Source organism: Marinomonas profundi (assembly GCF_020694005.1).
Classification (GTDB): Bacteria; Pseudomonadota; Gammaproteobacteria; order Pseudomonadales; family Marinomonadaceae; genus Marinomonas; species Marinomonas profundi.
On record NZ_CP073013.1, the window covers coordinates 1,251,091 to 1,265,650 of the forward strand.

General features: G+C 47.4%; 15 protein-coding genes. 7 read left to right on the forward strand and 8 right to left on the reverse strand.

The window, feature by feature from the left end; genetic code table 11:
• Nucleotides 1–7: 7 nt before the first annotated feature.
• Entirely contained in the window at nt 8–973 is a 966-nt protein-coding gene (locus J8N69_RS05870; protein ID WP_168824800.1) for a LysR family transcriptional regulator, read from the reverse strand.
• Between the two features lie 176 nt (nt 974–1,149).
• Between J8N69_RS05870 and J8N69_RS05875 the strand changes: the two genes are divergently transcribed.
• Nucleotides 1,150–1,803 (forward strand): NAD(P)H-dependent oxidoreductase, encoded by a 654-nt coding sequence (locus tag J8N69_RS05875; protein WP_168824802.1) that lies wholly within the window; start codon nt 1,150–1,152, stop codon nt 1,801–1,803.
• A gap of 105 nt (nt 1,804–1,908) precedes the next feature.
• Here the strand turns inward: J8N69_RS05875 and J8N69_RS05880 are convergent, their stop codons facing one another.
• On the reverse strand, nt 1,909–2,580 hold the full coding sequence (locus J8N69_RS05880) for a GDSL-type esterase/lipase family protein (protein WP_168824804.1): 672 nt from the start codon (nt 2,578–2,580) through the stop codon (nt 1,909–1,911).
• 153 nt (nt 2,581–2,733) lie between these two features.
• On the opposite strand from J8N69_RS05880, the gene J8N69_RS05885 reads away from it, so the two are divergent.
• Nucleotides 2,734–3,474 carry an ElyC/SanA/YdcF family protein gene (locus tag J8N69_RS05885; RefSeq protein ID WP_227803992.1) on the forward strand — a complete coding sequence of 247 codons (741 nt, stop codon included), beginning with the start codon at nt 2,734–2,736 and terminating at the stop codon, nt 3,472–3,474.
• Between the two features lie 3 nt (nt 3,475–3,477).
• The gene (locus J8N69_RS05890) at nt 3,478–3,675 is read left to right on the forward strand and encodes a hypothetical protein (RefSeq protein ID WP_168824806.1); all 198 of its coding nucleotides are present in this window, start codon (nt 3,478–3,480) and stop codon (nt 3,673–3,675) included.
• Between the two features lie 6 nt (nt 3,676–3,681).
• Here J8N69_RS05890 and J8N69_RS05895 read toward each other — a convergent pair whose 3' ends face one another.
• Nucleotides 3,682–3,837, reverse strand: a complete 156-nt coding sequence (locus J8N69_RS05895) for a hypothetical protein (protein WP_211084983.1) — start codon at nt 3,835–3,837, stop codon at nt 3,682–3,684.
• A 216-nt stretch (nt 3,838–4,053) separates the two neighbouring features.
• On the opposite strand from J8N69_RS05895, the gene J8N69_RS05900 reads away from it, so the two are divergent.
• Together J8N69_RS05900 and J8N69_RS05905 are read left to right on the forward strand one after the other, a co-directional pair.
• Nucleotides 4,054–4,407: a helix-turn-helix domain-containing protein gene (locus tag J8N69_RS05900; protein WP_168824808.1), complete on the forward strand. Its 354-nt coding sequence runs from the start codon at nt 4,054–4,056 to the stop codon at nt 4,405–4,407.
• The gene (locus tag J8N69_RS05905; protein ID WP_168824811.1) at nt 4,401–5,714 is read left to right on the forward strand and encodes a type II toxin-antitoxin system HipA family toxin; all 1,314 of its coding nucleotides are present in this window, start codon (nt 4,401–4,403) and stop codon (nt 5,712–5,714) included. The genes J8N69_RS05900 and J8N69_RS05905 overlap by 7 nt, the downstream gene beginning before the upstream one ends.
• Nucleotides 5,715–5,889: 175 nt before the next feature.
• On the opposite strand, the gene hutG is transcribed toward J8N69_RS05905, so the two are convergent.
• The 4 genes from hutG to hutU form a co-directional block, all read right to left on the reverse strand.
• Complete coding sequence (gene hutG / locus J8N69_RS05910; protein ID WP_168824813.1) at nt 5,890–6,705, reverse strand: N-formylglutamate deformylase; 816 nt, start codon at nt 6,703–6,705, stop codon at nt 5,890–5,892.
• Nucleotides 6,705–7,985 carry an imidazolonepropionase gene (gene hutI / locus J8N69_RS05915; RefSeq protein ID WP_168824814.1) on the reverse strand — a complete coding sequence of 427 codons (1,281 nt, stop codon included), beginning with the start codon at nt 7,983–7,985 and terminating at the stop codon, nt 6,705–6,707. Before hutI ends, hutG begins: the two co-directional genes overlap by 1 nt.
• Nucleotides 7,986–8,093: 108 nt before the next feature.
• Nucleotides 8,094–9,632 (reverse strand): histidine ammonia-lyase, encoded by a 1,539-nt coding sequence (gene hutH / locus J8N69_RS05920; RefSeq protein ID WP_168824816.1) that lies wholly within the window; start codon nt 9,630–9,632, stop codon nt 8,094–8,096.
• Nucleotides 9,633–9,830: 198 nt separating this feature from the next.
• A complete protein-coding gene (gene hutU, locus J8N69_RS05925) occupies nt 9,831–11,528 on the reverse strand; it encodes a urocanate hydratase (RefSeq protein ID WP_168824818.1) in 1,698 nt (565 codons plus the stop codon).
• Between the two features lie 206 nt (nt 11,529–11,734).
• Between hutU and J8N69_RS05930 the strand changes: the two genes are divergently transcribed.
• Both J8N69_RS05930 and J8N69_RS05935 read left to right on the forward strand, forming a co-directional pair.
• Nucleotides 11,735–13,180: a formimidoylglutamate deiminase gene (locus tag J8N69_RS05930; RefSeq protein ID WP_227803993.1), complete on the forward strand. Its 1,446-nt coding sequence runs from the start codon at nt 11,735–11,737 to the stop codon at nt 13,178–13,180.
• Complete coding sequence (locus J8N69_RS05935; RefSeq protein WP_168824820.1) at nt 13,173–13,790, forward strand: HutD/Ves family protein; 618 nt, start codon at nt 13,173–13,175, stop codon at nt 13,788–13,790. Before J8N69_RS05930 ends, J8N69_RS05935 begins: the two co-directional genes overlap by 8 nt.
• Here the strand turns inward: J8N69_RS05935 and hutC are convergent.
• Nucleotides 13,763–14,536, reverse strand: a complete 774-nt coding sequence (hutC, locus tag J8N69_RS05940) for a histidine utilization repressor (RefSeq protein WP_227803994.1) — start codon at nt 14,534–14,536, stop codon at nt 13,763–13,765. The genes J8N69_RS05935 and hutC overlap by 28 nt on opposite strands.
• Nucleotides 14,537–14,560 lie beyond the last annotated feature (24 nt).

Sequence of the window (14,560 nt, forward strand, 5' to 3'; positions counted from 1 at the left end):
ATCCACATCAAAACCCTTTTCCGTCGTCTTCCAACACATGACGTTCGATAAAACCTTGCTCTACTAATTGCGTCAACAACGCTTTGGTTCGCTCTCGGAACATATCTCGTAACAGCCGAACGGTAGGCGTGATTGACTGACGGCTCGGGCTAATCAACCAAAGCTCACCTTGTGGGAGATTATACTCAGGCATCAGCGACACCACGCGCCCAGCCAGTAGATCCTGAGCAATATCCAAGCAAGACTTAACCGCCACACCTTTACCAGCCACGCACCAACGCCTCACTAAATCCCCATCATTTGACGCACAATAGGCGCTGGGCTTAATTTTGTAAGAGCGCTCGGCGCCAGACTCTTTACATGAGAAGTGCCACGTGTCGTTCAAAATATTCTGTAATTGATAAAACAGACATTGATGATTTAACAAATCTTTTGGCTGCGTAGGTGTGCCATGTAATTCAAGATACTCAGGACTCGCCACCAGCAATCTAGGCACATTACAAATTTTAAAACCATACAAATTCGAGTCGGCAGGCGCGCCATAACGCAGTGCAATATCCAACGCATCACGATAGAAATCGACATTGCTGTCGCTCACGTGCGCTCTAAGAGTAACCTGTGGATACTGCACCATAAAATCATCGACCCAAGGAATGGCGATATTTCGGCCCAAATCCGATGACACCGCAAGACGAATCTCGCCACTAATAATGCCCAAATCATTATGAATGGTTTGCTTTGCCTGATCCAACATAGACAGCGCCGCCGTGCATTGCGGCAAATAACGTTCGCCCGCAGTAGAAAGGCGCAAATGGCGCGTCGTACGCACAAAAAGCTCCACTCCTAACGCCACCTCCACACGCTTAACAGCTGCGCTGGCCGTCGCCATCTGCATATCCAAATGGGTGGCCGCCGCCGTAATGCTGCGAAACTCCGCCACTTTAAGCACAACCCGCAAATCTTCTAGCTGCATTATTCGACCTTATAGAGGAGTAATAAACACCTTATTATCAAATAATATTTGATAATAATTCAATAAAACCCCTGTTCTTCATTTAATAAAGCCTCGTTACTATAGCGCCATTCCTTTTAGCACTTCTTATTTTGTAGAGAAGGCTGAGTTATTTTATCCATCTTGGAGATCAGAACATGCCACACCCGATTATCGCAGACTTAGAAAAACGCCATACCGCCAAGCATTACGATGAAAACAAACGCATTTCAGCGGATGACTTGGCCATCATTTATGAAGCCTTGCGCTTGTCGCCTTCTTCTATTAACTCGCAACCGTGGAAATTTATCGTGATTGAAAGCGACAATGCAAAACAACGCTTTAATGATACCTTTGCGAACAAATTTCAGTTTAACCAAAAACACGCAAAAGCGGCCTCGCACACGATTTTATTTGCCCACAAAACCCACTACAAGCGTGACGATTACGCAAAAGTCGTCGACAAAGGCATTAAAGACGGTCGCACCAAAGCTGAAAATCGAGAACAAGCCTTTGGTGGATTCGCGTTCGCAGAATTAAACACAGATAAGAATGGCAACACTGGCGCGTGGACCAAAGCACAAACATACCTAGCGCTTGGTAACCTAATGCACACATTAGTACGTTTAGGCATTGATTCCACGCCGATGGAAGGCGTTGATCCAGAACTGATTAGCCAATTATTCCCTGAGCTTGAAGGCTACCAATGCGACGTGGCACTCGCCATCGGCTACCATCATGCAGACGAAGACTACAACGCCGCGCTGCCAAAATCGCGCCTAGCGCTAGAAGATGTAGTGACCGTTTTATAATTCGAGAGGCAAAAGAGCAAGCCATAAACAAGCTTGCTCTTTTTTTATAGCAATATTTTGATACTGATAGCCTCATGCTATAAACGCCCCGTCAGCGCCACTCGCTTAATCTGAAGCCATTAATTCAATAATATAAGGCTCTATTGCATCGGCAAAAAATTGATATTGGCTAGCATTAGGGTGTAAAAAATCGTTCATCACATCACTGGTGAGCTGACCTTTTTCGTCTAAAAATAGCGAATTTATATCGAGGAAAAACACCTTTTTATCGTCCGCATAAGTGCGAATAAGCTGATTCACCTCGTTGTTCAATGTTCTGAGTTTTTGCCTTGGTTTGGCGCTACGAGGGAAAATCGCCAACAGCAACACTTTAGTCTTCGGTAATTTTTCGGCCAACACAGACAAGATTTGCTTTATTCCTAACGCCGTGTCCTCGGCTTTGTCCATACGATGACCCGTGTTGTTTGTTCCAATCAATAAAACCAATAACTTAGGCTGAATGTTATCGACTTCACCATTAGCCAGCCGCCACAAAACATTCTCGGTTTTATCGCCATTAAAGCCCAAATTCAGCGCCTGCCTAGATTGATAAAAAGCCTGCCAAACGTCAGCGCCTTCTTGTTCCCAAGCTTGCGTAATAGAATCGCCAAGAAACACCAAATCGACTCGCTCCATGGCGTTTTTCTGTGCCAGTTTTACTTCATGGCGAGGCAACCACCAAAGCGTATCTTGCGGTGCGGGTTGCACTGACAAGGGCACTTTGTCTTCCTTATTCACAGCCTCTCCTTACGTTAAAAATCTAATGGTCAAAATAATACCGACAAAACAGGCTCAAAAACAAAACTTAATAGCGCCCTTTACGCTTTAAGGCAAAACCATACTGCTTTATGATCCTTGCATTCTAAAATGACATGATTAAAGAGATACGCAGTGAGTCTTATTCTTTTTTACTTCAAAAAAGTCATCGGCATGATGCTGATGCCCATTCCACTGACCTTAGTGGCTATGTGCCTCGCGTTTTTGCTAATGAAGAAATGGCCCAAAATCGCTAAGCTTTTCTTATTCTGTGGGATCTTATTATTGGGATTAACCAGCTGGAGCCCAGTGGCGGATAAACTCATCGCCACGATAGAACACGACTACCCTGTATTTGACATTCAACAGCCAGTGGATGTGGTTATCGTCCTTGGTAGCGGCCACAAAGACCTTAACAATACGCCTGAGATCATGAAGTTAGGCAACAGCGCATTGTTCCGACTTGAGGAAGGTTTGCGCATTCTACAAGCCAACCCCAACGCGCAATTATTTGTGTCTGGTTATTCTGGCGACATGACAGAACCTCACGCAGAAATCATGCGCAAAGCAGCAATGGAATTAGGCGTAAACCCCGATCGAATTAAAACCTTTGCTCTCGCCAAAGACACAGAAGAGGAAGCCAATAGCATGAAACCTTACCTAGACGGAAAACGCGCCGCGCTGGTCACCGAAGCCTCACACCTTAAACGAGCCTCTACCTTCTTCGAACAAGCTGGTATCAACATCATCCCAGCGCCCGCCATGTATTTAGGCTCAGAAAATAGCGACTGGCAAATCGACGCCAACGCCGCCTACAAAAGCCAACGCGCCTTTTACGAATGGCTTGGACGTGGCTGGCAATGGATTAAGGGGTAAGCAATGACATCTAAAGAGACATTTGAATCGGATAAAAAAGATAAGCAGATATCTCACGATACTTGGTTAATACAGCGAGTTAACGCCGCTTTCGACAAAATGGAAAACGGCCTTGCTATCTTTGTGTCGAACGAAGAAGCCAATGCTCAAATGGAAGATTTTAAAGCGAAAATCAGAGCCAGAAATAAGCCTTTATCTTAAACAGTTTTACAAGTTAAACCCATAATGACTGCCATCAGGTAATTCAACATCCACGGTGAGTTTGCCACCGGCCCCTTCAACATATCGCTTTAGGGTCAATAGCTTTACATCACGGCCTTTGCGTTCCATGCCTGCAATCGTTGGCTGCTTTATTGCAAGCACTGCTTATCCTTCATTTATGAGCAGAAATCGTTAAATGAACGTGTTAACTCTAGAACACAATTAATGGGTGTATTTTAGGTCATAATTTGAATTTTAAATAGATAATGATCTATATTTAGATCATTATATTTCACTAAATAGCATGAGCCTATGCAATGATCTAGAATACGGTCATAATGCGATTTTTATGTTCTATTGACTTTAAGGTAGGTCGTTATGACATCTAAAAACATATATTCCATGTCAGATGAGGCGCTCTCACTAGAACTTGGCCAACGAATTGAGAGGCGAAGACTTGATAGCCGCGCTGCTTTAACTCAGTCTCAGCTCGCTAAGAAAGCTGGCATTAGTCGCTCCACCTATCAGAACATGATAGAGGGTAAAGCAACCCTAGTGAATGTGATTAAAGTCCTCAGGGAATTAGAAGATCTAGAAGGAATTGAGTCATTCTTGCCTGATCCAGGTATCAGTCCAGTACAGCTATTGAAGATGCGAGGAAAGGTTAGACAGCGAGTGAGAGCCACAGGCGAAAAATCGAAAAGTGATGATGAGGAGGGCCTAGATTGGTAGTTCAAAAATACGATACGGCCAAGGTGAGTATCTTTGGTATGGATGTTGGTGCTTTGGCAATGAATCCAGATACCGGTGTCATAAGCTTCGAATATTTCGAGGACTGGCGGAAAAAAGGGTTCGCGATTTCTCATAAGCTACCTTTAGAGGCTGGCGTATTTAGTTTTCCAAACCTGAGTTACCCAACATATAAAGGATTGCCGGCTGCATTTGCGGATACCTTACCCGATGATTTTGGTAATGCTGTTATCAATGCTTGGCTTGCAAGGCAGGGTCGTGGTCCTCAGTCTTTCAGCGCATTAGAGCGATTGCTTTATACTGGTACTAGAGGAATGGGGGCGCTTGAGTACACACCAGCTCTAGTGGATGGCGTAACAAATAGCAGCGAACCATTAAAAATAGACTCCCTTGTGGCAATGGCACAATCGGTTCTCGATCAGCGTAATAACATAAGTGAAACGATTAATAATGACGATGCTGAACATGCGTTGTCAGGCATTGTTCAGGTTGGTACCTCGGCAGGCGGTGCGCGTGCAAAGGCCGTAATTGCCGTCAATGCAAACCGTACTCAGCTGCGTTCTGGGCAAGTAGACAGCCCTGATGGATTTGAACACTACTTAATTAAGTTTGACGGAGTCGTAGAGCGCTCTTCAAGCAGAGAGATTTTTGGTGATCCGAAAGGGTTTGGTTTGATGGAGTTTGCTTATTATCTAATGGCTAAAGAGGCGGGCATTTATATTTCGCATTGTGAGCTACTTAGAGAGAATGGACGAGCCCACTTCATGACGAAGCGATTTGATCGGATTGGTAATAGAAAGGTGCATTATCAATCCCTGTGCGCGATGGATCACGCCGATTTTAAAAAGCCTGGAACCTATAGCTACGAAGAACTATTTGTACTCTTACGAACACTTAGATTGGATCGAAAGGCTGCGCTCGAGGTATTTAGGCGCATGGCTTTTAATGTCATCGCTCGAAATCATGATGATCACACCAAAAATTGGGGATTTATTATCAATGACCATCGAAGATGGGCTTTAGCTCCAGCTTTCGATTTAGCATACAGCTACAAACCCGGTTCTCCATGGGTGGATAGCCATCAGATGACCATTAATGGCAAGCGCGATAACTTTGTTAAACAAGATTTGATAGGTGTTCTACCTGGATCTTTGAGAGACGAAGCGGAGGAAGTCTTGAAAGAAGTCCATGAAGCAATTTTGGGCTGGCGGGAAATCGCGAAAAATGTCGGTGTTGAAGGGCTGTTTATAGATGAGATTGAGTCCAACCATCGCCTTTCATTGATATAGGTTAGATCGCTTTGAACATATAAAAATTCCTTTTCCTATGGAATTTGATAAAACAACGATGACGCTCCATTGCACTATCGTCAAGAAAAAAGAGGCTAGATATCATCTAGCCATAAAAAAATCCCCATGACGCTTCTGGCATCATGGGGATTTTTAAACACTGACAACAAAGAGATTAAAAAGACACCTGCAGGCAGGCTTCTATCACGTCTTTCAGTTGTTGTGTGATCAACGGCTGTTTGTTTTCATCCAGTTTATATTCTGACTGTTTTGCCAGCTCGTCGTTTAGATAAGTCGCTTGAGACAGTTCAAGTTGAATAGCGTGGATGCCGTCGTTTGGTTGGCCGAAATGGCGGGTGATGTAGCCGCCTTTGAAGCGACCATTGAGTACCTGCGTGTAGTGTGGTCGCAGTATTTGTGTGACGACATTGGCTAGGTTTTCATCACAAGCCTTACCTTCGTTGGTGCCCCAGTTAAAGTCTGGCAGCGTTCCTTCAAACAACATAGGCACTTCGGCAGCAATGCTGTGAGCATCGAACAAGATAGCGTAGCCAAATTTGGCTTTTAGTCGCGCCAGTTCTTGCTCAATCGTACCGTGATAGGGCTTCCAGATGTGTTCTTTGCAAAAAGCTTTATGTTCGCCATTGGGCGCTTTGCCTTCGACAAAAACCGGGCTGTCTTCAAATAAAACATCCGGAAACAAGCCGGTGGTTTTGGTCGCGTAAAGCGGTTTGTCGTCATAAGGGCGATTCAGGTCGATGACAAATCGAGAGTAATTTGCCTTGATAAAACCCACTCCTAACGATTCCAAAAAGTCATAAAGCTCGGGGATAAACCAATCGGTATCCGGCAGCTTTTTGGCTTGATCGGTTAAACCCGCTTGCACTTCCTCGGTTAGGTTTAAGCCCGAATGCGGCATACTGACCAATACAGGCGAATCGCCTTGCACAAAGTTAAAGGCTGGTACCGTTAATACGTTATGTGTTGCCATTATGCTGTTTCCCCTTGGCTATTTTTACCTAGGCTATTTTTACCTAGGCTATTTTTACCGTCAGATTGTTTGCCTTCGTAGACCCTGGTTTTCACTAGGTCGCCGCCTAACCAATAACTGAGCTCGCCGGGGCTTTCTACGTCCCAGCAGATAAAGTCTGCGACTTTTCCGACGTCTAAACTACCATGAGAATCGGCTAGTCCCAATGCGCTTGCCGCATGAATGGTCGCACCAGCCAAGGCCTCTTCTGGCGTCAATGCAAATAAAGTACAGGCCATGTTCATCATCAATCGAAGCGATAACGCGGGCGAGGTGCCGGGATTAGCGTCCGTGGCAATCGCCATTGGCACGCCATATTGACGCAGCAAAGCAATTGGCGGGCGCTGCGTTTCTTTTAGAGTAAAAAACGCCCCCGGCAATAACACCGCCACCGTGCCGGACTCTGCCATGGCTTGCACATCGGCTTCTTCAATAAATTCAATATGATCCGCCGATAAGGCCTTAAAAGACGCCGCCATTCGAGTGCCGCCCAATGACGACAACTGCTCCGCATGGATTTTCACTGGCAAACCTAACGACTTTGCGGTGTTGAAATAACGCGCCACCTGCTCGGTACTAAAGGCAATGCCTTCACAAAACGCGTCTACCGCATCGGCCATGCCCAGTTTAGCGACTTTCGGTAAAACCGTGTCGCAGAGGTAATCAATATAGGCGTCTTTATCGTCAAATTCTGGCGGCATGGCATGGGCCGCCAAACAGGTTCGCTTGATGGTCACTGGAAAATCATTTTCTAACGCGGTCGCCACACGCAGCATTTTCAACTCGGAGTCGAGAGACAAGCCGTAGCCTGATTTGATCTCAACTGTGGTCACGCCATCGGCCATTAAGCTTTTTAAGCGCCGTGATGCACTGGCAACCAGCTCTGCTTCGCTGGCGTCACGCGTTGCTCTCACAGACGAAGCAATACCGCCGCCTTGCTTGGCGATTTCTTGATAACTCACACCATTTAAGCGTTGTTCGAATTCTCCCGCACGATTGCCGCCAAACACCAGATGCGTATGGCAATCGATCAAGCCAGGGGTGATCCAACCGCCGCCCAAATCGTGTTCGTTTTGAGCGTCATAGACGGGAAGTTTTTGCGCTTCGCCAATCCAAACGATACGACCGCCGACGACGCCAATTGCGGCGTTTTCGATGAGGCTATATTGGCCATTTTGCATGGTGGCAACATGCGCACCGCGCCATAAGCTGTGTAATTTCATGGGAGAATCGTGTGTCATATCGTGTACCATAGCCCCTCTTTTTCGCTCAAATTGTCAAAACTGCCATTAATGCAAAACGAAAAAGCAGCGCCTAAAGCACTGCTTTTTTCACCTGATTCAAATGCGTTATACCATCAAACTTGGCAACAAGCCTGCTGGCATGGTGTCGTTATGTACCGCTTCCAACAAGAGTTCATTGGCTTTTTCGATGTCTGGCGCAAAATAACGGTCTTTGTCATAGAAAGGCACGCGCGCGCGCAAAGTCGCCCGAGCGTTTTCCAAGCGTTTGCTGGATTTCAATGGCGCACGGAAGTCCAAACCTTGTACCGCCGACAAAATTTCCACCGCCAAAATACCACGGGTGTTTTCCGCCATGTCTTTCAAACGGCGCGCCGCGAAGGTTGCCATAGAAACATGGTCTTCTTGGTTCGCCGAGGTTGGCAAGCTGTCTACCGACGCTGGGTGCGCGTAGCTTTTGTTCTCACTCGCCAAGGCCGCGGCCGTGACTTGAGCAATCATAAAACCAGAGTTGACACCGCCGTTGTCCACTAAAAATGGCGGCAATTTACTCAGATTACTGTCGATCAACAGGGCCATACGACGCTCTGACAAACTGCCGATTTCGGCAATCGCCAAGGCCAAGTTATCTGCCGCCATGGCAACCGGTTCCGCATGGAAGTTACCACCGGAAATAATGTCGCCTTGCTCTGCAAACACCAATGGATTGTCCGATACCGAATTCGCTTCGATACACAACACGCTCGACGTGCTGCGAATTTGCTCCAAACACGCGCCCATTACTTGTGGCTGACAACGTAGTGAATACGGGTCTTGGACTTTTTCACAACCTTGATGCGAATCGCCCAGCTCAGACGTTTCGCCTAACAAATGACGATACGCCGCGGCCGCATCAATTTGTGTTTGATGGCCACGCACTTCATGAATACGCGCATCGAATGGACTACGGCTGCCAAGCGCCGCTTCGACCGACAAAGACCCACAAACAATGGCAGAGGCGAACAAATCTTCCGCTTCAAACAAACCTTCCAAGGCAAACGCCGTAGACGCTTGTGTGCCGTTCAGCAGCGCCAAGCCTTCTTTTGGCGCCAAAGCGATGGGCTCTAACCCTGCGATAGACAAGGCAGCACGACCAGAAATCACTTCGCCACGGTAGCGGGCTTTGCCTTCCCCTAATAAAACCGTGCTCATATGTGCCAAGGGGGCTAAATCACCCGATGCGCCGACTGAGCCTTTTTTCGGAATACAGGGATAGACTTCTTTGTTGATCAAAGTCAGCAAGGCCTGAATCACTTCAAGACGAATCCCAGAAAAACCACGTGCCAAACTATTTACCTTCAACGCCATAATCAGCTTAACGGTTTTGTCTTCCATCAAGGCACCAATACCGGCCGCATGAGACAATACAATACTGCGCTGCAATTCATCCAAATCCTCTGGTGCAATACGCGTATTCGCCAACAAACCAAAACCGGTGTTAATACCGTACACCGTACGGTTTTCGGCAATCACATCGTTGACCACTTGTGTGCTGGCGTGAATCGCCGGAAACGCACTTTCGTCTAGCGCTAATTTAACGTGACGACGACTGATTTGACGCAATTCATTAAGCGTCAATTGACCGGGTTTTATGGTTAATTCAAACATGGTGTTCCTCAATTTTTATATCCGCTGCGTTTAGGTGCTAATCACATTAACGCTTACCATTTTTTATAAGATGTCTTTGCTTACCAATCACAACAAGGTGTGAAAAAAGCCGCGCCCAAGGATGGGCGCAGTAGACCATTGCCTACATGGATGTAGGCTGGTCGGCGTTTTCTATCCTTGTTGACGACCCACAACAAATTATTTCGCTTGAGCGCCCGTGATCATCGGCAAGTTTAGCCCCTGCTCTTTCGCGCATTCGATGGCAATATCATAACCTGCATCCGCATGGCGCATCACGCCTGTCGCCGGATCGTTATGCAATACACGGGCAATACGTGCCGCCGCATCGTCGCTACCATCACACACAATCACCATACCAGAATGCTGTGAGAAGCCCATGCCAACGCCGCCGCCGTGGTGCAAAGACACCCAAGTCGCGCCAGAGGCGGTGTTCAACAAGGCGTTCAATAGTGGCCAATCCGATACCGCATCTGAACCATCTTGCATGCCTTCGGTTTCACGGTTTGGACTAGCAACCGAACCTGAATCCAAATGATCACGGCCAATCACGATAGGCGCTGACAATTCGCCGCTACGCACCATTTCGTTAAAGGCTAAACCCAATTTGGCGCGCTGACCAAGACCAACCCAACAAATACGCGCTGGCAAACCTTGGAACTGAATACGCTCACGAGCCATGTCCAACCAATGATGCAAATGCTCATCATCGGCGATCAGCTCTTTTACCTTGGCATCGGTTTTATAGATATCTTCCGGATCACCCGACAAGGCCGCCCAACGGAAAGGCCCAATACCACGACAAAACAAAGGACGAATGTAAGCTGGCACGAAACCTGGGAAATCAAAGGCGTTTTCTACCCCTTCTTCCATCGCCATTTGACGAATGTTGTTACCATAATCAAAGGTCGGCACACCCATTTTTTGGAAATCCAACATGGCTTGAACATGTTTCGCCATGGATTTTTTCGCCGCGGTGACGATTTCTTTTGGCTGAGTTTGCGCTTTCTCGCGGTACTCTTCCCAACTCATGCCCAATGGTAAATAGCCATTGAGTGGATCATGGGCTGAGGTTTGGTCGGTCACCATATCGGGACGAATACCACGCTTAACCATTTCAGGCAGGATCTCTGCGGCATTACCGCAAAGCGCGATAGACACTGCTTTGCCTTCGTCTGTGTATTTTTTAATGCGCGCCATGGCATCGTCTAAATCCGTCGCTTGCTCGTCCACATAACGAGTCCGCAAACGGAAATCAATGCGGCTTTGCTGACATTCAATGTTCAATGAACAGGCGCCTGCCAAGGTGGCCGCCAATGGCTGAGCGCCACCCATACCACCTAAACCAGCGGTTAATACCCAACGACCTGCCAGTTTGCCATCGTAATGTTGACGACCGGCTTCAACGAAGGTTTCGTAGGTGCCTTGCACTATGCCTTGGCTACCAATGTAGATCCAAGAACCAGCGGTCATTTGGCCATACATCGCCAAACCTTTGGCATCTAGCTCGTTAAAGTGTTCCCAGTTCGCCCAATGCGGCACGAGGTTTGAGTTAGCAATCAACACACGCGGCGCATTGCTGTGCGTTTTAAACACGCCCACTGGCTTGCCCGATTGCACTAATAAGGTTTCGTCTTCTTCAAGCTCTTTTAGGGATTCAACTATCTTGTCATAGCATTCCCAGTCACGCGCCGCACGACCAATACCACCGTAAACCACCAATTCTTCTGGGTTTTCTGCTACATCTGGATCGAGGTTGTTCATTAGCATGCGCATCGGCGCTTCGGTGAACCAAGATTTCGCCGTCAGAGTGTTGCCGGTCGCCGCTCTTACTTCGCCAGCACGAAAACGTTTTTGAGAAATTGTTTGTTTTGTCATTATTTTACACCTTTCCAAAAAGACCATAGGTGGCTTATTAAAGCCATTTATACGCCAGATAAATTCGACATGTATATACAACTAAAATAAAGATAAGAGCTAATTATCTATCTTGCAAGTTATTTTTAAAAAATAATAAAACAAACTTGTCTATACAACATAATTTACTTTACACTCAGATCATCTGGCCAACCGAGAATGGGATTATGACAACGCATCAATCGATAACAGACACTTCTGCGACAGACACGTCTAATACAAATACATCCGCCCTACACACCAAGCCGCGCGACTATTTTGCCGCGCGCGCTTTATTGGCTTCTGGCTGGGCGAACAATGTGCTGTTCTCGGTCAAAGACGGTCAATTTCACTCTTTTGAGGCAAATAGCACGCCGACAAAAGATTGCCATGTGTTATCTGGCCCTGTTTTACCCACGCTGGCTAATGTGCATTCTCATGCCTTCCAACGCGTGATGGCGGGCGCGGCCGAAGTCAGCCTAAACCCAAATGATAGTTTTTGGAGTTGGCGCGATTTGATGTACAAGATTGTGCAAAAACTCACGCCAGACGACGCACGCATTATTGCCACACAGCTTTACATCGACATGCTAAAAGCCGGTTACACCCAAGTGGGGGAATTTCACTATTTGCACCACGACATTGGCGGCAAGCAATATGCTCAAGTCGGTGAAATGTCGAATCAAATCATTGCCGCAGCGGATGACTCGGGCATGGGTTTAACCTTGTTGCCGGTGCTGTATTCTCATTCTGGCTTTGGTGGGCAAACCCCCAACGCGGGTCAAGCGCGCTTTATCAACACCACCGATTCCTATTTGGCTTTGCACCAAGCTTGCGATAAAGCGCTCGCAAACCATGCGCGCCATAAGTTAGGTATTTGCTTTCATTCGCTGCGCGCGGTGACCAAAACGCAAATCGAAACTGTTTTGCAATCTCTAGCGAAAGATTGCCCCGTTCACATTCATATCGCCGAGCAACAAAAAGAAGTGCAAGACAGTCTTGCCTTCAGCGGACAACGCCCAGTCGAATGGCTTAATAACGAAATCGGTTTAAACGAGCGCTGGTGTCTCGTTCACGCCACGCATCTCACCGATGCCGAACGCCACGCCATCGCCAAAAGCCAAGCGGTCGCGGGGCTTTGTCCTACCACGGAAGCGAACTTGGGTGACGGTATTTTCCCGGCAGTAGAATTCGAGAAAGAAAATGGCCGTTGGGGCATAGGCTCCGACAGCCATGTGAGCTTATCGATTGTTGAAGAGCTTCGCACACTGGAATACGGGCAACGCCTGCGTGATCAGCAACGTAATCGCCTCTATCGACCCGCGCAAAACAGCATCGGTGACAATCTTTACCAGCAAGCCTTATTGGGCGGTAATCAAGCTTGCGGCGTGGCATTGGGACTGACGAAAGGCAACCGTGCTGACTTTATGGTACTGGACGAATCTCACCCCTTTATCGCCGCCAGCGAGTCAAAAGACCTACTCAACCGCTGGTTATTTGCCACCAATGAGAACCTTGTCAAAGACGTGTTTGTGGCCGGTCAACAGCGCATCAAAGACTTTCACCACCAGCAAGAAGACAGCAGCCGTCAGGCCTTTATTCAAGTGATTAAAAAGGTCATGTACCATGCCTAATGTCATTATTATCGAGCAAGCACAATACCTGCGAATGCCATGGAAAAACGGCCTTGGCGAAACCCTCGAAATTCAACGCAATGAAGATGAAAACGGCCTACGCTTTCGTATCAGCCAAGCGTCTGTGGTTGAAGATGGCGTGTTTTCCGACTTCAGCGGCCTGCATCGCACCCTAGTCTTACTGTCGGGTGACGGCATGACACTCGAACACTCAGGCAGAAACACCGCCCAAGACTCAAGACATATTCATGTGCTAAGCAAAACATTAGACATGGCGCGCTTTTGCGGCGGCGATGAAACCCACGCCACCCTCAAAAACGGCAAGATTGAAGACCTCAATATTATGGTGCGAGAAACCGACACCCAAGCCAACGTAGAGGCTTGCGCCGCGCCTTGTTCGCTCTTATTTTCAAACGACGGCACCTTGCTCTGTGGCTTCTACGCGAGTGAAGAGAGCTTGCTTGAAATTGATGACGCCGATGCTGTAACAATCAACGCACACAGCATGGTCGTTTTCTCACCAAACACCACCGCAAGATTAACTAAGGGACTTGGTGTTTTTGTGCGTATAAGCGAATTAAATCACCGCCCAAAATGCCCAAATAACTGAAAGCGCGAGCCGGGGTGAAGCAAACGTGCGGCGGTGACGATGTCATCGCCCGCCCATGTGCGACGTTTGATTTGTAAACAGGGTTCTGATGTTTGGATTTGTAAACGCTCGCATTCACTGGTGTTGGGCAAAATGGCTTCCACCAAATGCTCGCCTTCTGTCATCGGCGCGACGCTCATTAAATATTCATAAGGCGTGTGCTTAGCAAAGTCTTGTTTAGCGTATTCTGGCGCCAATGTGGCGTTCACTATGCGTTCTTCAATTTGTATAGGCAGGTCATTTTCAAAATGCAGCACCACAGAACGAAAAATTCCATGATTGGTGCGAACGCCTAAGGTCATGGCTTCTTCCATGGAGGCTTTGGCAGACTCCAATACCAGCAATTCAGAACGATGTTGGTGGCCACGAGCTGCCACTTCTTCGGCGATGTTATGTACTTCAAATAACGCCGAGTGGGCTTTTTTCTCAGCCACAAACGTGCCTAATCCCTGATGGCGCACGAGAAAACCCTCAGCGGTCAATTCACGCAACGCTCGGTTCACCGTCATACGGCTTACACCCAAGGCTTTTACCACTTCGGCTTCCGATGGAATCCGTTGATTGGTCTGCCATTCACCGGATGAAATTTTCATCGTAATGGCCAGCTTCAGCTTGGCGTAAATGGGCAGAGGCGCATCCGGCAAATCATCGAACAAATTGGCGAGATGAGAGCTTGTTACATCAGACACTCTTGTTACATCAGACACTAAGGGTTCCATCTATTCATGTGT

Coding starts and splice junctions, on each gene's coding strand:
- J8N69_RS05870 (WP_168824800.1), bottom strand. CDS start 973: ATGCAGCTAGAAGATTTGCGGGTTGTGCTTAAAGTGGCGGAGTTTCGC.
- hutU (WP_168824818.1), bottom strand. CDS start 11,528: ATGACAAAACAAACAATTTCTCAAAAACGTTTTCGTGCTGGCGAAGTA.
- hutG (WP_168824813.1), bottom strand. CDS start 6,705: ATGGCAACACATAACGTATTAACGGTACCAGCCTTTAACTTTGTGCAA.
- J8N69_RS05930 (WP_227803993.1), top strand. CDS start 11,735: ATGACAACGCATCAATCGATAACAGACACTTCTGCGACAGACACGTCT.
- J8N69_RS05890 (WP_168824806.1), top strand. CDS start 3,478: ATGACATCTAAAGAGACATTTGAATCGGATAAAAAAGATAAGCAGATA.
- J8N69_RS05935 (WP_168824820.1), top strand. CDS start 13,173: ATGCCTAATGTCATTATTATCGAGCAAGCACAATACCTGCGAATGCCA.
- hutH (WP_168824816.1), bottom strand. CDS start 9,632: ATGTTTGAATTAACCATAAAACCCGGTCAATTGACGCTTAATGAATTG.
- J8N69_RS05875 (WP_168824802.1), top strand. CDS start 1,150: ATGCCACACCCGATTATCGCAGACTTAGAAAAACGCCATACCGCCAAG.
- hutI (WP_168824814.1), bottom strand. CDS start 7,985: ATGACACACGATTCTCCCATGAAATTACACAGCTTATGGCGCGGTGCG.
- J8N69_RS05900 (WP_168824808.1), top strand. CDS start 4,054: ATGACATCTAAAAACATATATTCCATGTCAGATGAGGCGCTCTCACTA.